This window comes from Brevundimonas alba (genome assembly GCF_011927945.1).
Classification (GTDB): Bacteria; Pseudomonadota; Alphaproteobacteria; order Caulobacterales; family Caulobacteraceae; genus Brevundimonas; species Brevundimonas alba.
The window spans coordinates 877,777-896,305 of record NZ_JAATJM010000002.1 but is presented as its reverse complement, the minus strand read 5'-3'; the positions used below and the strand labels follow the sequence as shown (position 1 = coordinate 896,305).

The following is an 18,529-nucleotide window of genomic DNA, read 5'->3' as shown; positions in this document are numbered from 1 at the left end:
GGTGGTGGGGGCTGACAGCCAAGCTTCTGCTTCTATAGTCGTCCCATGGAGGCGCCGAAGCTCACCATTGCACGCGCCCGGGAGCTTCGCCGTCGTCCGAGCCTGCCGGAGGCGCTGCTCTGGGCCCGCCTCCGCGGCCAGCGCCTCGCAGGTCTGAGATTCCGGCGCCAGCATCCTGTCGGCCCGTACATCCTCGACTTCTACTGCGTTGCCGTCCGGCTCGCGGTCGAGGTCGATGGACGGGTCCACGACGATCCAGACCGACAAGCGCACGACGAACGACGCACGAACTGGCTGAACGGGCAGGGCATTCAGGTTCTGCGTATCGCCGCCATGTCAGTTTTCCAGAACATGGATGGTGTCCTTGAGGGCATACGGCTCCGCGCGGCTGACCCCCTCCACCATGCTGCGCATGGTCCCCCTCCCCCAGAGGGGGAGGAATGAGCATGTGCCGGAACCACGGCTCTCCCCCGGCGCTATTTCAGCAGTCCGCCCGGAGCCCCGACATGAAGCGCCTGACCCTTCCCCTGATCGCCGCCGCCGGCCTCGCCCTCTCGGCCTGCGCCAGCCTCGCCCCCTACGGCCCGCAGTCCTCCCCGAACGGGCAGGGCTATGTCGAACAGCGGATCGAGTCCAACCGCTTCCGCGTCACCTACAACGGCGTCGGCGCGCCCGGTCCGGTGGCCGATCTCGCCCTGCTGCGCGCGGCCGAACTGACCCTTTCGCAAGGCTACGACTGGTTCGAGGTTACCCAGCGCTGGACCGACGGCCGGCTCGACAGCGCCGGCGGCGTCCGCCCCAGCGTCTCCATCGGCGCCGGCTCCAGCAACTACCGCGGCCGCTATGGCGGCTACCGCAGTTCGGGCGTCGGCGTCGGCGTGGGCCTGAACTTCAGCGGCCCGTCGCCGACCTCGACCTCGTTCGAGGTGGTGATGGGCAACGGCCAGACGCCGGACCGGCCGAACGCCTATAACGCAGCCAGCGTGCGAGACAGCCTGGGCTGGCGCACCGCCCCCTGAGGGCCCGCCGCCCTCACGCTCGGCGCCTTGGCCTCAGCGACCGCCGCGCGTCAGGGCCCGGTATTCGACCAGCCGCTCCTTGTCGCGCCGCACCTGCTCGCCGACGGCGTTGTCGACGTCCAGCGAGGCGTAGCGGACCCAGCCGTCGACGCCGAGCTTGTCCTGGATGGTCGTCACCGGCGTCTGCCAGCGGAAATAGGACAGCCAGCTGACGATCAGGCCGATCAGCACCGCCCCGCCCTGCAGGGCGCGGAACGCCGTCTCCTGGCTGCCCGGGACGGGCTCCAGCGCGAAGATCGCCAGCCAGACCAGCAGCACCGCGGGGGTGATGATCCGTCCGACCCACCGCATCCAGTACCGCTCGCGGCGCACCCGCCACAGCTCCATCTGGACGTGCTTCTCGAGGTACTCCATCCGCGCGCCCAGCCACATGGTCAGCCGGGTCAGGAACATGGCGCGCTGGCCCCATCCCTTGCCGTCCTGCTGGAACTGGGTCTCGGCCTGGTCCGAAAGGGCCCGGGCGTTGGTGAACAGGTTCTGGATCTCCCGCGTCCGCTGCACGATCTCGCGCGACAGCTCATAGGAGTCATTCTCCAGCCGGAACCGGTACTGGATGAACAGGATGGCGTTCAGGGCCCAGAAGGCGCCCAGCACCGCCAGCATGCCGCCGCCGGCCAGCGCCAGACCCATGGCCGGCGTTCCGGTCCATTGCGCGAACAGGTTCGGCCCGAGAGTCGCCATGAGCGTCAGCCCGACCAGCGCCGCCGCCTGGCTCAGCCGCTTGACGCCGATATGGACCAGCAGCGCCCTGAACACCCCCCGCCCATAGGCGTGGATGCGGCTGCGGATGTCCTGCTCGGCCGGGAACCGCTCCTCGATCTGGCGCGCGAACAGCACGTGGAAGCGGTCGGGTTTCCCCTCCGTCTCCCAGAAGGGGAAGATGTCGAGCGGCTGGTTGAAATACTCGTCGATGTGGGCCGAGATATTGGCCACCACCGCCGGATCGGTCGAGAAATAGTCGCTGTCGCCGATCGGCCGGGTGATGCCTTCGTCCGACCGCGAGGGACCAAGGCCGCGCGGCGGGCCGGAGGCGGGAATGGCGCGCTCGGCGTGGTCGGCGGCGCCCGCCGGCGGCGGATTGGCGGCGGTCGAGAACAGGCCCGCGGTCCGCGCGTCATAGCCCTGTCCGCCGTGCCCGCCGTCGTGCGGTCCGCCGTGCCCGCCATGCGGGTCGTGGGAGTGGCTGTGGTCGTCGTGCGACATGACGCTTACGGCGGTCCTTCTGATCGGTCGCCCAGTCTAGCAGATCGCTCCGCCGGCCCGACGCCGTTCTCTCACGACGCGAAGCTGCGCCGTTCGGACAAGGTATCGCTGTTAACCGAACGCCCGGGCAAGTGAAGTTTCAGTCAGAACGGATACCGCGCCATGGCCGCCGCGAAGGCCAGCAGCGGGATCAGCGCCAGCGCCTGCAGCCCTGTCAGCCGGCGCAGGCTTGCCACTTCGGACGCCGCGGGCTGGAAGGCCGCGTTGACGCTGCGGGCCTTGCCCCACTTTAGGAAGGCGATTGTGCCCGGAATGGTCAGGACGCCGAGCACCGCGAAACAGGCCACCTTGCCCCAGAAGAACGGATTGGCCTCGTAGAAGGCCCAGCCCTTGCCGCCCCAGATCACCCGACAGACCCCCACCGCCAGCACCAGCGCCGCCGTCGCGCCCGCGCCCGCATCCAGCCGCGCCAGCCGAAGCGGATCGACCTGCGGCCCCTGCAGCAGCACCCGCGTCGCCATCATCATGGCGACAAGGCCGAAGACGAAGATGTGGTGGGTGATGGCGAGGATCAGGTCAGTCATCTTGGTCTTCCAGGTTACCGCCGCCTCGTTCCCAAACACTCGCGCCTTTAGGGGGGAGGACAGGGCTGTCCGATGAAATCGAGCAGTCAAATCGGTCGATCGACCACATCGGCACGGGCTCGAAGGACGACGGACCGTGCCCGATGCGATGCAGGTCGTTCTCGCCGGAGATCATTCCGCCGGTCCATTCAGTTTGATGCGCCTCGATGCGACAGAGCCCCGAGACCGGAGGAACGGGTTCGCCCGGGCCCACGAAAACAGTCTTGTAGAAGTACCGTCGCTCGCCATCTGGCAGCTGTCCGCGCACGGCGATCACTACCCAATAGAGTCCTGATGGAACGACCCGGGAGTTATCGCCACGGTCAAGGATCAGAACGTCATCGAAGGCGATGATGGGCGACGGCACCGGGATCCGGCTGGCCAGAATCTCGCTAACGACCGGATGCGGCGGGGGAGGCTCCTGAAACAGCATCTTCGTTTCTCGCTCCGGCCTCACACCCAAGGCTGCGATGTGTATAAGCCCCGCATCATGACACGTCTCCTGATCGTCGCGGCCGGTGGGGCCCTCGGGGCCGTCGCCCGCTACGGCGTCGGCGCGTGGTCCGCGCGCCTGCTCCCGGCCGCGACCTGGCCTTGGGGCACCCTCGCGGTGAACGTCCTCGGCGGCCTGCTGATGGGCCTTCTGACCGGTTGGCTCGCCTTCCGGGGCGGCCTGAACACCGAATCCATCCGACTGTTCGCCGCCGTCGGCGTGCTCGGCGGCTTCACCACCTTCAGCGCCTTCTCGCTGGAGACGGCGCTGATGATCGAGCGCCGCCAATTCGCCATGGCCGGGGGCTATGTCGCCGCCTCGGTGGTCCTGTCGATCGCCGTCCTGTTTGTCGGCCTGATGGTCGCCCGCCGCGCCTTCGGAGCCGCCCTTTGACTGATGAGCCCATTCAGGACGCCGAGCCTGCGCCCAAGCGGGAGGTCCTCACCATCTACGTCGCCGAGGCCGAGGACGGCATCCGGCTGGACCGCTGGTTCCGCCGGCGCTGGCCGCACCTGTCCAACATCCAGGTGCAGAAGATGGCCCGCAGCGGCCAGATCCGCGTGGACGGAGCCCGCATCAAGCCCGAGGGCCGCCTGACCGCCGGCGCCGCGGTGCGCGTGCCGCCGATCCCCGACGACACCTCGCGGCAGGCCGGCGACGCCCACACCCTGAGCCCGCAAGACATAAAGTTCGCCAAGTCCCTCGTGCTCTACGAGGACGACATGGTCATCGCCATCAACAAGCCGCACGGCCTCGCCGTCCAGGGCGGCACCAAGACCAGCCGCCACGTCGACCGCCTGCTGTCGGCCTGGGGGGAGGGGATGGACCGCCCCCGTCTGGTCCACCGCCTCGACCGCGACACCTCCGGCGTCCTCCTGCTCGGCAAGGGGCCCGAGGCGGCCAAACGGCTGGCCGGCGCCTTCGCCCGCCGTCAGGCGAAGAAGACCTACTGGGCCATTGTCATCGGCAATCCCAAGCCTTCGGCCGGCCAGATCGACATGCCGCTGAAGAAGACCGGCATCAACGACTTCGAGATGATGCGCCCCGCCGACCGCAAGGACCCGCGCGCCGAGCCGGCCGAGACCGCCTTCGCCACCATCAGCCGCGCCGCCCACCGCGCCGCCTGGATGGCCCTGCGCCCCTTCACCGGCCGGACGCACCAACTGCGCGCCCATATGGCGGGCATCGGCCATCCGATCCTCGGCGACCCAAAATACGGCGACGACAAATCGCGCGAGCTGTCGGGCCATCTGAAGCTCCAGCTCCACGCCCGCCGCATCGAACTGGAACACCCGCGCGGCGGCATGCTGGTCGTCGAGGCGCCGCTCAGCCCCGAAATGAAGGCCGGCTTCGCCCACTTCGGCTTCGAAGAGGCGGAAGGGAATGAGAGCGACCCGTTCGAGGGGGTCCGCCGCCAGCGATGACCCGCCCCCTCGCAGTCTTCGACATCGACGGCACCCTCGTGGACAGCCGCGCCTCCATCCACCGCGCCGCCTGCGAGGCCGCGCGCGAGATCGGTCTGCCCGAGCCGGACTACGACCGGGTGCGCCAGATCGTCGGCCTGTCGCTGGAGCACGCCATGGCGGTGCTGGAGCCCGGCCTGGACGCGTCGACCCTCTCCCGTTTCGTCGCCGGCTTCCGCGCCAGTTTCAACCGCATGTATGCCGAGGGCCACGAGGAGCCGCTCTATCCCGAGGCCATGACCACCCTGCGCCGCCTGCACCGCGATGGCTGGCGGCTGGCCCTCGCCACCGGCCAGAACCGCCGCGGCGTGGCCCGCAACCTCGCCCGCGAGGGCTGGGCCGACCTGTTCCTCTCGTCCCACTGCGCCGAGGATGGTCCCGGCAAGCCCGATCCGGCCATGCTCCACGCCGCCATGGCCGCCTGCGACAGCGACCCGTCGCGCACCGTCATGATCGGCGACACCAGCCACGACATCGCGATGGCGATCAACGCCGGCGTCCTGCCGCTCGGCGTCGCCTGGGGCTTCCATACGGTCGAGGAACAGGTGGCCGCCGGCGCCCGGCACGTGGCGCGAACCTTCTCCGAACTGACGGTGGTCCTCGACGGTTTCGCCGACATGACCCGCGCCGCCTGAGACCTCCGATGCACATCCCGCCCCTCGATCCCAACGTCGCCGCCCGCAAGGGCTTCCGCGAGTCCGAAGAGCGGCTCAAACGCTTCTGGACCGCCGTCGACGTGGCCAAAGGGGAGGGGGGCTGGAGCGTCACCCTCGACGGCCGCACGCCGAAGACCCCCGCCGGCGCGAAACTGACTTTGCCGACGGAATCGCTCGCCCGGCTGGTCGCCGACGAATGGGCCGCCCAAGGCGAGTTCATCGAGCCCGGGACCATGCCCGCCACCCGTCTGGCCTCCACCGCCATCGACCGCGTCAGCCAGGTCCGCGAGGCCGTCGCCGACGAGATCGCCGCCTTCGCCGGCACGGACCTGCTCTGCTACCTCGCCGAGACGCCCACCTCCCTCGCCGTGGAACAGGCCCGCGAATGGACGCCGTGGCGCGACTGGGCCGCGCTCGATCTCGGCGTGGTGCTCGAGCCGGTCGAGGGCATCATCCATCGGGCCCAGGACCCCGCCGCCGTCGCCCGCGTCCGCGAGCTGGCCCTGCGCCTCGACGACTTCGCCCTCAGCGGCCTCGCCATGGCCACGCCCCTGCTGGGCTCCGCCGTCCTCGCCCTCGCCCTCCAGCGCGGCGCCGTCGGCGGCGAGGCGGCGTTCGAACTGTCCCGCCTCGACGAGGCCTTCCAGGAACGCCAGTGGGGCGTCGACGCGGAGGCCGCCGAACGCACCGCCGCCCGCCGGGCGGAAGCGGTGCTCCTCGACATGTGGTTCCGCGCCCTCGAAAGCTAACTTTCCACATCGGAAAGTTTTCACTTGCCATCACGGAAAGTCGCGCTACATTTTCCACATTGGAAAGTGAGGCCCGCCGCCATGACCGAGAACCCGACCCCCGCCGAAGCCCTCGAGGCGATCCGCCAGTCCCGCAAGGCCGCCGAGCGCCGTGTCGCCCGCGGCTCGTGGCGCTACGACCTGACCTATTCGGCCATCTTCGCAGCCATGATCGGTTCGCAGGCGCTGGACATGCCGATCAACAGCTTGGGCGTCGCCGGCGGCCTGCTGGCCCTGGCCCTGCTGTACCGGCGCGAAACCGAGCGGCTCGGGGTGGCGGTCAATGGCATGACGCCCCGCCGCGCCCGCTGGGTGGCCATCGGCCTGGGTCTGGCCATGCTGCCGCTGATGCTGGCGGCCATCGTGCTCAACTATCGCGAGCCGCCGCTCCACATCCACCTGCTGGGCATCGCCGCTCTGAGCCTAGTGGCCTTCGTCTTCGCCCTGGTCGGATCGCGCCTGTGGCTCAGGGTCTACCGCCGCGAGACGGGAACCGGCGAATGAGCGCCGCCGCCTTCGATCCCGTCATCCACGCCCCCGGCCGGCTGCAGATCTGCGGCATCCTCTCGGCGGTGGAAGAGGCCGAGTTCGCCATGATCCGCGACGCCATCGCCGTGTCCGACTCCGTTCTGTCCAAACACCTGAAGCAGCTGGAGGACGCGGGCTACGTCAAGCTGCGCAAACAGTCCCACGACGGCCGCCAGCGCACCTGGATCAGCCTTGCCCCCGCCGGCCGCCGCGCCTTCGCCGCCCATGTCGCCGAACTGACCCGGCTGGCCGGCCTCGCAGCCTCGCCCGGTCCGGCGTCAGGTTTCGTCGGGTGAGCCGGCATTGCATCCGCGCGGGGAGGGGCCTCTAGTCGCCCTCTCGCCGCGCGGAGGCCCCTGATGAAACCCCGTCCGTCCGCCGCCGCCACGCTCGTCGCGGCGTCCTTGGCCGCCTCCGCCGCCTCCGCCGATCCCGTCGGCTGGGCGGACGCCGTCTGGCCCACGCCGGAGGAGGCGCTGGCCAACCCCATACCGGTCCCCGCCGACTGTCTCGACGGCGGCGGGGCCAACACCTGCATCGCCCTGGTCCAGTCCGAGTTCGGCGCCCTGCAGTGGCGGTTCGTCTGGGCCTCCGGCGACACGGAGACCCTCTGTGTCGATCGCGCCACCGCCGACCTGCAGGTGGATTGCGACGCGCCCGACGCCGTCCGGCACCTGCCGCCGCTGATGATCTGCATCCATTCGCCGGACGGTCGCACCGGCGGCTGCGGCCCCATGCGCGACTACGTCTACCGGCCCACGCCGACGTCCTGAACAGGACCTTCGCCCGAACAGCGGGCGTTCCGCTTGCCGCCCGGCGGTTCCGCTTCTAATCCCGTGCGGGACACACGGAAGGCGACCCGACCATGCAAGACATCCTCGACCAGCTCGAACAGCGCCGCGCCGCGGCCCGCCTCGGCGGCGGCGAGACGCGCATCGCCAGCCAGCACGCCAAGGGCAAGCTGACCGCCCGCGAGCGCATCGAAGTCCTGCTGGACGAGGGCTCATTCGAGGAAACCGACATGTTCGTGGAGCACCGCTCCCACGACTTCGGCATGGACAGGCAGCGCGTCCCCGGCGACGGCGTGGTCACCGGCCGCGGCACGATCGGCGGCCGTCTGGTCTATGTCTTCTCCAAGGATTTCACCGTCTTCGGCGGCTCCCTCTCGGGCGCCCACGCGGCCAAGATCGTCAAGATCCAGAAGATGGCCCTGACCAATGGCGCGCCCATCATCGGCTTGTTCGACGCCGGCGGAGCCCGCATCCAGGAGGGGGTCGAATCCCTCGCCGGCTATGCCGACATCTTCCTCCAGAACACGCTTGCCTCGGGCGTCATCCCCCAGATCAGCGTCATCATGGGCCCCTGCGCCGGCGGCGACGTCTATTCCCCCGCCATCACCGACTTCATCTTCATGGTGAAGGACACTTCCTACATGTACGTCACCGGCCCCGACGTGGTGAAGACGGTCACCAACGAGGTCGTCAGCCACGAGGACCTCGGCGGCGCCCGCGTCCATGCCGGCAAGTCCGGCGTCGCCGACGGCGCCTTCGAGAACGATCTGGAGGCCCTCAGCGAGGTCCGCCGCCTGATCGGCTTCCTGCCCCTGTCGAACCGCGAAAAGCCCCCGGTCCGCGACAGCTACGACGACCCGGAGCGCGACGAGGCCAGCCTCGACACCCTCGTCCCCGCCAATCCGAACCAGCCGTATGACATCAAGGAACTGATCCTGAAGACGGTCGACGAGGCCGAGTTCTTCGAGATCGGCCCGGACTTCGCGAAGAACATCGTCACCGGCTTCGGCCGCCTCGACGGCCAGACCGTCGGCGTCGTCGCCAACCAGCCCCAGGTCCTCGCCGGCGTCCTCGACATCGACTCCAGCCGCAAGGCCGCCCGCTTCGTCCGCTTCTGCGACGCCTTCGACATCCCCCTGGTCACCTTCGTCGACGTCCCCGGCTTCATGCCCGGCACCCGTCAGGAGTACGGCGGCCTGATCAAGCACGGCGCCAAGCTGCTGTTCGCCTACGCCGAGGCCACCGTCCCCAAACTGACCGTCATCACCCGCAAGGCCTACGGCGGCGCCTATGACGTCATGAGCTCCAAACACCTCCGTGGCGACGTCAACTACGCCTGGCCCAGCGCCGAGATCGCCGTCATGGGGGCCAAGGGCGCCGTCGAGATCATCTTCCGCAAGGAAGCCGGCGACCCGGATGCGCTGGCGGCCCGCGAGGCCGAGTACAAGGCGAGGTTCGCCAACCCGTTCGTGGCCGCAGGGCTGGGCTATATCGACGACGTGATCATGCCGCACGGGACGCGGAGAAGGCTGATCAAGGCGCTACGGACGCTGAAGAACAAGGTGCAGGAGAACCCGTGGAAGAAGCACGATAATATTCCGCTGTAGGGACACCCCTGACCAACCTCCTCTTCCTCTGCGCCCGCAACCGCCTCCGCTCCCCGACGGCCGAGCGCGTCTTCGCCCACCACCCCGGCGTCGAGACCGCCTCGGCCGGCCTGGCGCCCGATGCGGAGGAGCCGGTCACGCCCGACCACCTCGACTGGGCCGACCTCATCTTCGTCATGGAGCGCGCCCACCGCGCCAAGCTCCAGCGCCGCTTCAAGGCCCACCTGAAGTCCGCCCGCGTCATCTGCCTCGACATCCCGGACGAGTACGCCTTCATGCAGCCCGAGCTGGTGGCGCTGCTGGAGAAGAAGGTCGGGCGCTTCCTTCTCCCCTTGAGGGAGAAGGTGCCCCCGGAGGGGGCGGATGAGGGGTGAGACTCCGGCCCGTCCGACAAGCCGCCGACCGCCGATGTCGGGATAATTCACGGAACTAAAGTGTTTCACCCCTCATCCGGCCCTCCGGGCCACCTTCTCCCTCAAGGGGAGAAGGATGCCGGCTACCCGCAACGGTAGGCAAAGGGCTGACACCGCTCCGCGTCCTGCTACGCTTGGCGCATGCTCAAGCCGACCGAGCGCACCCGGACCGCCGCCCGTCGCTCTCGCCGCGAACCGACGATGGCCGAGGCGGCGATGTGGAAACTCCTGCGCGACCGCCGACTCGGTCAGTTCAAATGCCGACGCCAGACGCCCGTCGGCCCCTACGTCGCCGACTTCTGCTGCCCGGCTCTCAAGCTCATCATCGAACTGGACGGCGGGGTGCATGTCCTGCGCACCGATAGCGATGCCGCCCGTGACGCATGGCTCACCGCCAAGGCCGGCTTCACCGTTCTGCGGTTCGATAACGAGGCGGTGCTGGGAAATCCTGCGGTGGTGCTGGAGGCGGTTCGGAAACACGCGGAGCGAATGCGTTAGCGTCCGTGTCTCACCCCTCATCCGGCCCTCCGGGCCACCTTCTCCCTCAAGGGGAGAAGGAATAGGCTCATCTGATGATCACCCTCCACGCCTTCGCCAACATGTTCCCCGGCGGGATCGGCGAGACCAAGGACATCCGCATCCAGTGGGCGCTCGAGGAGATGGGCCTGCCGTACGAGGTCCGCCCTCTCGACTATCTCGCCGGCGAGGCCGACAGCCCCGCATTCTCGGCCATCAGCCCGTTCAACCAGATCCCGGTGCTCGAGGACGACGGCCCCGACGGGCGTCTCGTCATCGCCGAATCCTGCGCCATCCTGATCCATCTGGCCGAGACATCCGGCCGCCTCATGCCCGCCGACGAAGCCGGGCGGCTCAAGGTCATCCAGTGGTGTTTCGCCGCCACCGCCACCGTCCAGCCCACCCTGTCGATGATCGCCATGGTCGACGCGGGCTTCATGGGCAAGGACCCGGCGGCGCGCGAGTTCCTCGTCGGTCTCGCCCACCGGTGGCTGGCCGGGCTGGAGCGCCAGCTGGAGGGGCATGAGTGGATCACCGGCGACGACTTCACCATCGCCGACCTCACCCTGGCCGACGTCCTGCGCGAAATCCGCGAGACCGACCTGATGGACGGCTACCCCAGGGTGAAGGCCTTCTACGCCCGCGCCTTCGCCCGTCCGGCGCGGCAAAAGGCCCGCGAGCTGACGGCGGCGCGGATGGGCGTGCCGCTCGACGCCATCGCCTGATCTCTCCCGCTATGTCGGCCACCGTATTGTCGGCCATCCCTGAAACCGGCATAGCTCCGCCGCGTTAGCATCCGCCTGCCCACATCGGCCCACCCCGGAGATCACCCCGCGCATGGAGCGTCTGGTCTATCGCAGCCGAGCCCTCTGGCCCGACCCCGAGACGGCCATGGACGACATCCTGCGCGACTCCCTGTGGAACAATGCCCGCGGCCGGATCACCGGCGCCCTGGGCTTCAGCGGCCGCACCTATGTCCAGCTGCTCGAGGGCCCGACCGCCTCGCTCGACGACCTGCTGGCCAAGCTGGCCGCCGACCCGCGCCACACCGACCTGACCATCCTCGTCCGCGCCCCGGTCTCCGGCCGGCTGGTCCCCGGCTGGACCATGGCCCGCGCCGATCTCGCCGCCGCCTCGCCCCGCGTCACCGACCTGCTGACCTCCGGCGACGGCCTCGCCCTCGCCGCCCTTCTGGCCAACCTCGTGCATCAGGGCGAGACCGGGGTGGCCTGACCGCCGCCCTCTGACGTCACCTGACGATCCCGCCTTGAGGGCTGCGGCCCCGCCGCCGCCGTGCTCTCCTCCGATCAGGAGAGAGCCCGCCATGATCCGTTCCGCCCTCATCGCCGCCGCCGTGTTCGCGTTCGCCGCGCCCGCCGCCCAGGCCTGCATGCGTCCGATCGACGGCCCCGGCGAGCGGATGGCGCGGGACTATGTCACCGTCGCCGTGGCCACGGTCGTCGCCGTCGAAACGCAGGCGCCCGAGCGGCCCAACCGCGCGTTCACCGCCGACTTCCGCGTCGACCGGGTGGTCGAAGGCCATCCGCAGGGCGGTCGGCTGCGGCTGTGGCACGAGGAGCGGACCGAATGCCCGCGGGTCCTGCCGCTGCCGGTCGAGGGCGAGGCCTGGGTGGTCTATCTCGAGTGGGACGCGCGGGGCGACGGGCCGGTCACCGAGGCCTGGCCGCTCAGCTGGGCCAGACGGCTCGATCCCCGCTTCGGCGGCCACGCCGACGCCGACATGCGCGATCTGGAACCTCCGCGCGGCTGAGCGCCGCCGACGCCGCTGTGCTGACAATCCGCCCACTGTCTCCATACTTTTGAAGACGAAGGCGAACCTTTTCAGCAGCTTGCCAGAAAGTCAGCGTCACGAACGCGCCGCAGGAGGGGGCGGCCGTACACTGCTTCTGTTTCGCCATCCGTCGCGGCGTCCGGTCTTTGAAAATCGAATATCCCGCCCGACCGGAACGGACTCTCCGGCCTTGCGCCCCGACCGCATCAGGTCCGCCTATCGCGTTGTTTCCCAAGGCGTTTCCGGACCAAACCGGACTCTATGGACTGTTTGGACCCAATTTTTCCTGTTTTACCCGGGTAAAACCCCGCCGCGGATCAGCGCCGCCCGCTCCTCCGCCGTCAGCATCCGCCATTTGCCCTCGGGCAGATTGTCCAGCTTCAGCGGCCCGATCCGCACCCGGATCAGGTCGATGACCTCCAGATCGACCATCTCGCACATCCGCCGGATCTGCCGGTTGCGCCCCTCGCGCAGGATGAATTTCAGCCGGTGCGACTCCATCCGGCTGACGTACGCCGGCCGCAGCTGCCGCCCGTCCAGCATCAGGCCGTGGCGCAGGATCTTCAGCTTCTTCTCGGTGATGTCGCCCGTCACCCGGACCAGATATTCCTTGTCGAGGTCCGACTCCGGCCCGATCACCGCCTTGGCCACCACCCCGTCCGAGGACAGAAGCAGCAGGCCGCGCGAATCCTCGTCCAGCCGCCCGATCGGGGGCAGGGAGACCTCGTCCGCCGGCGTCACGCCCTCGCCGAACCGATTGTTGTCGGTGACAAGCCGGACCGCGGGCAGCTTGTTCGGCTCCGGCTGGCCCGAGACGTAGCCCATCGGCTTGTGGATCACGATGGTGATGCCCTCGGCCAACGTCGCCGTCGCCCGCTCGTTGAGCGTCAGCGTCTGCCCCGGCTGCAGCTTGCGCCCCGCGTCGGTGACCACCTCGCCGTCGATCGAGACCAGCCCCTCGGCGATCAGCGCGTCCGCCTCCCGCCGCGAGCAGATGCCCGACTGGCCCATGAATTTGTTCAGCCGCACCGGCTCCGCGCCGTCGTAGGTCCGGGAAAGACTCATCGCACCCGCCGGAAGAGCAGCATCAGATTGTTGGCCGGCATCTCCACCCGCAGCGTCAGCGCCAGCCCCTCGGCCTTCGCCGCCTCCGCCACGGCCTCCCTGTCGCGCAGTCCCCAGTCCGGGTTCCGGCTCTTCAGGCTCTCGTCGAAGGCCGCATTGGACGGCGCCAGCGGCACCCCGGCCTCCCGATACGGCCCATAGGTGACCAGCAGCCCGCCGACCGGCAGCACCCGCCGTGCGAGCCGCATCAGCCCCTCGGTCGCCGCCCACGGGCTGATGTGGATCATGTTGATGCAGACCACGGCGGCGAAGGGCTGGTCCGGCCAGCCCGCCTCGTCCAGCACGTCCACCGCCAGCGGCGGCCGCAGGTTGGACAGGTCCGCCGCCCCGGCCCAGGCCGCGATGCTGGCCCGCGCCTCCGCCGACGGATCGCTGGGCGTCCAGGTCAGGCCGGGCAGGGCGGCCGAGAAGGCCGTGGCGTGCTCGCCCGATCCCGCGGCGATCTCCAGCACCTCGCCATGGGCGGGCAGGTGGACCCGCAGGAGGTCCAGAATCGGCCCGGTGTTCCGCGCCACGGCGGGCGAGGCGAGGGCGCCTGCGGGAGTCGCGGTGATGGCGTCCATCGTCTGCATGGCGGCTCCGATACCCCGCGCCGCCCTCCGCCGCGACCGGAATTATGCAGCCGGAGCCGCGCGGCCCCCTCGCGGGAGGTTGAAACTTGCAGCGGTTGACCTCGCGTCCGCTTCGATGCCATCTCGGCTGAAACATTGCGTGATCTGTCACGCAAGGGAGCGCCACGGCGGCGTCAGATCGCCGGGCAGACGTTCAGGAGAGTTCGCGTGACCGCATCCGCCATTCCCGGCCTCCACCCGGCCCCCACCGATCACGCCCGGCTCGTCGCCTGGGTCGAGCAGATCGCCGCCCTGACCAAGCCCGCCCGCGTCCACTGGTGCGACGGCTCCGAGGCCGAGAAGGCCGCCATCGTCGCTGACCTGATCGGCAAGGGCACCCTGCGCGAGCTGGACCAGAGCAAGCGCCCCGGCTGCTACTACGCCGCCTCGGACCCCAAGGACGTCGCCCGCGTCGAGAGCCGCACCTTCATCTGCTCCGGCAACGAGATCGACGCCGGCCCGACCAACAACTGGGCCGACCCCGTCGAGATGCGCACCCGCCTGAACGGCCTGTTCGACGGCTGCATGGCCGGCCGCACCATGTACGTCGTGCCCTTCTCCATGGGCCCGCTCGGCTCCAAGATCTCGGCCCTCGGCGTCGAGATCACCGACAGCGGCTACGTCGCCGTGTCGATGGGCATCATGACCCGCATGGGCAAGGCGGCGCTGGACGTGCTGGGCTCTGACGGCGTCTTCGTCCCCGCCGTTCACACCCTCGGCGCCCCCCTCGCCGAGGGTCAGGCCGACGTGCCGTGGCCTTGCAACGAGGAGAAGTGGATCGTCCACTTCCCCGAGACGCGCGAGATCTGGTCCTACGGCTCCGGCTACGGCGGCAACGCCCTGCTCGGCAAGAAATGCTACGCCCTTCGCATCGCCTCGATCATGGCCCGCGACGAGGGCTGGCTGGCCGAGCATATGCTGATCCTCAAGCTGACCGATCCGAAGGGCCGCGCCAAATACGTCGCCGCCGCCTTCCCCTCGGCCTGCGGCAAGACCAACCTGGCCATGCTCCAGCCGACGCTGCCGGGCTGGAAGGCCGAGACCATCGGTGACGACATCGCCTGGATGCGCATCGGCGACGATGGCCGCCTGTATGCCGTGAACCCGGAAGCCGGGTTCTTTGGTGTCGCCCCGGGCACCAGCCGCAACACCAACGGCAACGCCCTGGAGACCCTCGCCCGCAACACCGTCTTCACCAACACCGCCCTGACCGCCGACGGCGATGTCTGGTGGGAAGGACTGACGAAGGAGGCCCCCGGAGGCCTCACCAACTGGAAGGGCCAGCCGCACGACCCGTCGTCGGGCCAGCCCGCCGCCCACCCCAACGCCCGCTTCGCCGCCCCCGCCGGCCAGTGCCCGGCCATCGCGCCCGAGTGGGAAGACCCGAAGGGCGTGCCGATCGACGCCATCCTGTTCGGCGGCCGCCGGGCCTCCGCCGTGCCGCTGGTCACCGAAGCCTTCGACTGGGACCACGGCGTCTTCATGGGCTCCTCGGTCGCCTCGGAAGGCACCGCCGCGGCCGAGAACGCCATCGGCGAGCTGCGCCGCGATCCCTTCGCCATGCTGCCCTTCTGCGGCTACAACATGGGCGATTACTTCGCCCACTGGCTGTCGATGAAGGCCCGCACGGCCGCCGCGAACCTGCCCCGCCTCTACTTCGTCAACTGGTTCCGCAAGAACGAGGACGGCAAGTTCGTCTGGCCCGGCTTCGGCGACAACGCCCGCGTCCTCAAGTGGATCGCCGAACGCCTCGACGGCGAGGCCGAGGCGGTGGACACGCCGGTCGGCCGCGTGCCGACCCGCGAGGCGCTGGACCTGTCCGGTCTCGCCCTGTCCGAGGCCGATCTGGCGACCCTGCTGGACGTCGACGTCGACGTCTGGGCCGAGGAGGCCGCGCTGATCCCGGACTTCTACCGGATGTTCGGCGACCGCCTGCCTGACGCCCTCTGGGACCAGCACGCCGCCCTGACCGCCCGCATCGACGAGAACCGCGCCGCCGCCATCGCCGCCGAGTAAGGCCGCTCAAGCAGCGAGCCGCCGCGCGGCGAGCGATAGCGCCTTGCAAAAGAGGAGCGGGCAGTCGATCTGATCGCCCGTGACCTCTTCCCCGGATGTGATCGTCATCGGCGCCGGCGTGCTCGGCCTGTGCACCGCCGCCGAGCTGGCGAGCCGGGGGCATGCGGTGATCGTCGTGGATCCCGGCGGCTCCAACGCCTCCGCTGTCGCCGCCGGCATGCTGGCCCCGGCGCTGGAATCGCTGCTCGAGGACGCCAGCCCGGAGCGCGCCGCCCTTCTGAAGCGCGCCCGCGACCGCTGGTCGGCTTTCGCTGACGCTCATGGCCTAACCCTGCACCGTGAGGGCGCAGAGTGGCGTGGCCCTGACGCCGCGGCGGCCGTCGACCGCCTGCGCGCGCTTGGTTTCGAAGCCCGCGCAAGCCGCGGCGGCCTGACCACCCGTGACGACTGGCGGATCGAGCCCGCTCCCGCCATGGCGGTGCTCTCGCGAACGGCGGGCATAACGGTCGCCAAGGCGCGGGTGGTCCGGCTGACGGGAGACGCCCGCCGCTGGCGGGTGGAGGCCGGGGACGGCCGCATGTGGTTCGCCTCGACGGTGGTGCTGGGCACCGGCGCCGCCGCGGCCGTTCCGGGCCTGCCCGAAGCGACCGCCGCGCTGGTGGGATCGATCGAACCCATCCGGGGGCAGCTGACCCAGGTCCAGATCGCGCCGCCCGCTCGCGTGGTCCGCGCGCCGGGCCTCTATGTCGCCCCCGCACCGGGGGGCGCCGTCGTTGGAGCGACGATGGAGCCGGGCCGCCGCGATCTGGAACCTGACGCGGCCGAAGCCGCCGCGAGAACCGAGGCCGGGCTCTCCCTGCTGGGCGTTGCCGGCGAAGTCGGCCAGACGCGCGTCGGCATCCGGGGCGCGGTGGCGGACGGCCTGCCGCTGGCAGGCGCAGCTGGAGCGCCCGGCCTGCATCTCGCGTTGGCGCCTCGACGCAACGGCTGGCTGCTCGGACCGCTCGTGGCCACGGTGGTGGCCGACGCCATCGAGGGCAGGGCGCCCGAAGCGGACGCCGCCGCCCTCGACCCGCTTAGATTCGCCTGATCAGTCCGCCGGCGGCGGGTTGAAGCGGATCGCGATGTTGACCCGCGACCCCTCGGCCGCGCCGTTCACGGTGCGGGGCGAGATCTGGAAGTAGCGCGTCAGCCCCTGCGCAGCCCTGCCGAAGCCGTAGCCGCCCGGCGTCTCGCCTGCGAGGTTGCAGTCGGACACCCTTCCGTTGGGCTGCACGAGGCAGTTCAGCGTCGCCAGGCCGCCGACGTCGGCCCGTAGCGCCCGGTCCGGATAGGCGCGCATCAGTTGCTCGCCCGACGGCTGCCGCACCCAGGAAGGATTGGTGATGACCGCCGGAGGCTGTGGCTTGACGACGGTCGGCGTGGCGTCCTTGACCGGCTCGGGCGAGGTTTCCCTGATCGTGATGGTCGAACCCTCGGCGACCTTGTCGCCTTGGACCACCTCGACGACTTCGGTCGCCGTCGGCTGGGCGGGCAGCGGGTTGGTCCGGGTGTTCGGCGGGGCCGGCTGCTCAGTCGCCGTCACCGGTTCAGGCGGCTTGGGCTTGGGCAAGGGCACCATCTCGATGTCGACCACAGGCGGCTCGGTCACGATCGGAGGCGCGAGTTCGAACCGTTGATAGTAGAGCGCCACGCCCAGCCCGATGTGGCCGGCCGCGACGATCCCCACGGCGATCCAGGTCGTCCTCGTGAATCGGGGGGTCTTGCGTTCGTTGTAGTCGAAGGGGCTCACCAGTCCGGGGCCGCCTGCGGTTCTTATCATCATGGCCGTCATCCCTGTCATTCGCCGCCCCCGCAGCGTTCCCAAGGCAAAGTTGAGCGCTTCCGTTGGGGCAAGTTTTGGGCGAGCTTCGCCATGAATCCGACACGAGCGACCGGCGGTACGGCAATGGTTAAGGCTCTGTGGACAGCGTTCAGGCTGTTAGGATTTGATTAACCACGAAGCCGCAGCCTTGAGACATGAACATCGGAGCGATTCCATCCTCTGGCGGGGTCGAGGCGGCGATCAGGCGCGCGTCGAACGCGACCGGCGTGGATGCGGAGTTTCTGATCAAGACGGCGCGGCGCGAAAGCGCCATGAACCCTTCGGCGAGGGCTCGCACCTCGTCCGCCGCCGGCCTGTTCCAGTTCATCGAACAGACCTGGCTCGGCACGGTCAAGACGCACGGCGCCAAACATGGCTACGGCCAGTATGCCGACTTGATCCATCGCGGCTCCGACGGCCGGTGGCGCGTCGACGGTTCGGCGCGGAACGTTGTGCTGGACCTTCGCTTCGACGCCCAGGCCGCCTCGACCATGGCGGCGGAGCTTACCGCGTCCAACGCCGCCTACCTCAGGGGCCGGACGGGGCGTGAGCCGGGCGCGGGCGACCTCTACGCCGCCCACTTCCTAGGCCCCGCAGGCGCGGCCCAGTTGATGGACGCCATGGACCGGAGGCCGGGTACGAGCGCCGCGTCGATCTTCCCGGAAGCCGCGTCGGCCAATCGCTCCATCTTCTTCCGCGACGGCCGCCCTGCCACGGTCGCGGAAGTGCACGCCAATTTGCAGCGCACTGCGGGCGAGGGGGCGCCGGCGGCTTCCGCGGGTTCCCTGCCTGCCGCGCCTGAGCTTTCGGAACGCGACCAGATGCTCGCCGCCCGCCTCGACCGACTGAAGCAGGACCAGAGTCTGCTGGCCCTCCTGCTGGGACAGGACGGCAACGGGAAGGGCGGCGGGTTTGGAGGCGCCTTCTCGCCGGAAGGCAGTTCGAGCGTCTGACCGCGAAT

At 69.8% G+C, this 18,529-nt stretch carries 24 protein-coding genes; 18 read left to right on the top strand and 6 right to left on the bottom strand.

Features of this window, described 5'->3' with window-relative positions; genetic code table 11:
* Window positions 1–45 precede the first annotated feature (45 nt).
* Window positions 46–444 carry an endonuclease domain-containing protein gene (locus GGQ87_RS15010; RefSeq protein ID WP_168049105.1) on the top strand — a complete coding sequence of 133 codons (399 nt, stop codon included), beginning with the start codon at window positions 46–48 and terminating at the stop codon, window positions 442–444.
* A 62-nt stretch (window positions 445–506) separates the two neighbouring features.
* The gene (locus GGQ87_RS15005; RefSeq protein ID WP_168049103.1) at window positions 507–1,019 is read left to right on the top strand and encodes a CC0125/CC1285 family lipoprotein; all 513 of its coding nucleotides are present in this window, start codon (window positions 507–509) and stop codon (window positions 1,017–1,019) included.
* 33 nt (window positions 1,020–1,052) lie between these two features.
* Here GGQ87_RS15005 and GGQ87_RS15000 read toward each other — a convergent pair whose 3' ends face one another.
* The 3 genes from GGQ87_RS15000 to GGQ87_RS14985 all read right to left on the bottom strand — a co-directional run bounded on the left by GGQ87_RS15000 (window position 1,053) and on the right by GGQ87_RS14985 (window position 3,338).
* Window positions 1,053–2,282, bottom strand: a complete 1,230-nt coding sequence (locus tag GGQ87_RS15000; protein WP_209282575.1) for a hypothetical protein — start codon at window positions 2,280–2,282, stop codon at window positions 1,053–1,055.
* A gap of 143 nt (window positions 2,283–2,425) precedes the next feature.
* Window positions 2,426–2,866 (bottom strand): DUF2214 family protein, encoded by a 441-nt coding sequence (locus GGQ87_RS14990; RefSeq protein ID WP_168049101.1) that lies wholly within the window; start codon window positions 2,864–2,866, stop codon window positions 2,426–2,428.
* Window positions 2,859–3,338, bottom strand: a complete 480-nt coding sequence (locus tag GGQ87_RS14985; protein ID WP_168049099.1) for a hypothetical protein — start codon at window positions 3,336–3,338, stop codon at window positions 2,859–2,861. The genes GGQ87_RS14990 and GGQ87_RS14985 overlap by 8 nt, the downstream gene beginning before the upstream one ends.
* Before the next feature lie 57 nt (window positions 3,339–3,395).
* Here GGQ87_RS14985 and crcB point away from each other — a divergent pair, with 57 nt between their 5' ends.
* The 13 genes from crcB to GGQ87_RS14920 all read left to right on the top strand — a co-directional run bounded on the left by crcB (window position 3,396) and on the right by GGQ87_RS14920 (window position 11,931).
* Window positions 3,396–3,791 (top strand): fluoride efflux transporter CrcB, encoded by a 396-nt coding sequence (crcB, locus tag GGQ87_RS14980; protein ID WP_168049097.1) that lies wholly within the window; start codon window positions 3,396–3,398, stop codon window positions 3,789–3,791.
* On the top strand, window positions 3,788–4,822 hold the full coding sequence (locus tag GGQ87_RS14975; RefSeq protein ID WP_168049095.1) for an RluA family pseudouridine synthase: 1,035 nt from the start codon (window positions 3,788–3,790) through the stop codon (window positions 4,820–4,822). Before crcB ends, GGQ87_RS14975 begins: the two co-directional genes overlap by 4 nt.
* Complete coding sequence (locus tag GGQ87_RS14970) at window positions 4,819–5,496, top strand: HAD-IA family hydrolase (RefSeq protein WP_168049093.1); 678 nt, start codon at window positions 4,819–4,821, stop codon at window positions 5,494–5,496. The genes GGQ87_RS14975 and GGQ87_RS14970 overlap by 4 nt, the downstream gene beginning before the upstream one ends.
* Window positions 5,497–5,504: 8 nt before the next feature.
* Window positions 5,505–6,266: an ATP12 family chaperone protein gene (locus tag GGQ87_RS14965; RefSeq protein WP_168049091.1), complete on the top strand. Its 762-nt coding sequence runs from the start codon at window positions 5,505–5,507 to the stop codon at window positions 6,264–6,266.
* 81 nt (window positions 6,267–6,347) lie between these two features.
* Window positions 6,348–6,809 (top strand): hypothetical protein, encoded by a 462-nt coding sequence (locus tag GGQ87_RS14960; protein WP_168049089.1) that lies wholly within the window; start codon window positions 6,348–6,350, stop codon window positions 6,807–6,809.
* Window positions 6,806–7,129, top strand: a complete 324-nt coding sequence (locus GGQ87_RS14955; RefSeq protein WP_168049087.1) for a winged helix-turn-helix domain-containing protein — start codon at window positions 6,806–6,808, stop codon at window positions 7,127–7,129. Before GGQ87_RS14960 ends, GGQ87_RS14955 begins: the two co-directional genes overlap by 4 nt.
* Before the next feature lie 63 nt (window positions 7,130–7,192).
* Complete coding sequence (locus GGQ87_RS14950; protein WP_168049085.1) at window positions 7,193–7,606, top strand: hypothetical protein; 414 nt, start codon at window positions 7,193–7,195, stop codon at window positions 7,604–7,606.
* A 92-nt stretch (window positions 7,607–7,698) separates the two neighbouring features.
* Window positions 7,699–9,231, top strand: a complete 1,533-nt coding sequence (locus GGQ87_RS14945; RefSeq protein ID WP_168049083.1) for an acyl-CoA carboxylase subunit beta — start codon at window positions 7,699–7,701, stop codon at window positions 9,229–9,231.
* A gap of 176 nt (window positions 9,232–9,407) precedes the next feature.
* Window positions 9,408–9,605 (top strand): hypothetical protein, encoded by a 198-nt coding sequence (locus GGQ87_RS15295; RefSeq protein ID WP_209282574.1) that lies wholly within the window; start codon window positions 9,408–9,410, stop codon window positions 9,603–9,605.
* Between the two features lie 180 nt (window positions 9,606–9,785).
* A complete protein-coding gene (locus GGQ87_RS14935) occupies window positions 9,786–10,142 on the top strand; it encodes an endonuclease domain-containing protein (protein ID WP_168049081.1) in 357 nt (118 codons plus the stop codon).
* Between the two features lie 74 nt (window positions 10,143–10,216).
* Window positions 10,217–10,885 carry a glutathione S-transferase family protein gene (locus GGQ87_RS14930; protein ID WP_168049079.1) on the top strand — a complete coding sequence of 223 codons (669 nt, stop codon included), beginning with the start codon at window positions 10,217–10,219 and terminating at the stop codon, window positions 10,883–10,885.
* Window positions 10,886–10,997: 112 nt separating this feature from the next.
* Entirely contained in the window at window positions 10,998–11,393 is a 396-nt protein-coding gene (locus GGQ87_RS14925) for a BLUF domain-containing protein (RefSeq protein ID WP_168049077.1), read from the top strand.
* Window positions 11,394–11,484: 91 nt separating this feature from the next.
* Window positions 11,485–11,931 (top strand): hypothetical protein, encoded by a 447-nt coding sequence (locus tag GGQ87_RS14920; protein WP_168049075.1) that lies wholly within the window; start codon window positions 11,485–11,487, stop codon window positions 11,929–11,931.
* A 312-nt stretch (window positions 11,932–12,243) separates the two neighbouring features.
* On the opposite strand, the gene GGQ87_RS14915 is transcribed toward GGQ87_RS14920, so the two are convergent.
* Both GGQ87_RS14915 and GGQ87_RS14910 read right to left on the bottom strand, forming a co-directional pair.
* A complete protein-coding gene (locus tag GGQ87_RS14915; protein WP_168049073.1) occupies window positions 12,244–13,017 on the bottom strand; it encodes a pseudouridine synthase in 774 nt (257 codons plus the stop codon).
* Entirely contained in the window at window positions 13,014–13,649 is a 636-nt protein-coding gene (locus GGQ87_RS14910) for a DUF938 domain-containing protein (protein WP_168049071.1), read from the bottom strand. The genes GGQ87_RS14915 and GGQ87_RS14910 overlap by 4 nt, the downstream gene beginning before the upstream one ends.
* A gap of 207 nt (window positions 13,650–13,856) precedes the next feature.
* Between GGQ87_RS14910 and GGQ87_RS14905 the strand changes: the two genes are divergently transcribed.
* Window positions 13,857–15,704: a phosphoenolpyruvate carboxykinase (GTP) gene (locus GGQ87_RS14905; RefSeq protein ID WP_342448382.1), complete on the top strand. Its 1,848-nt coding sequence runs from the start codon at window positions 13,857–13,859 to the stop codon at window positions 15,702–15,704.
* 79 nt (window positions 15,705–15,783) lie between these two features.
* Window positions 15,784–16,794, top strand: coding sequence for an NAD(P)/FAD-dependent oxidoreductase (locus GGQ87_RS14900; RefSeq protein WP_342448381.1), 1,011 nt, complete (start codon window positions 15,784–15,786; stop codon window positions 16,792–16,794).
* Here the strand turns inward: GGQ87_RS14900 and GGQ87_RS14895 are convergent, their stop codons facing one another.
* Complete coding sequence (locus tag GGQ87_RS14895) at window positions 16,795–17,529, bottom strand: energy transducer TonB family protein (protein ID WP_168049069.1); 735 nt, start codon at window positions 17,527–17,529, stop codon at window positions 16,795–16,797.
* A gap of 194 nt (window positions 17,530–17,723) precedes the next feature.
* Here GGQ87_RS14895 and GGQ87_RS14890 point away from each other — a divergent pair, with 194 nt between their 5' ends.
* The gene (locus GGQ87_RS14890) at window positions 17,724–18,521 is read left to right on the top strand and encodes a transglycosylase SLT domain-containing protein (protein WP_168049067.1); all 798 of its coding nucleotides are present in this window, start codon (window positions 17,724–17,726) and stop codon (window positions 18,519–18,521) included.
* Window positions 18,522–18,529: the final 8 nt, after the last annotated feature.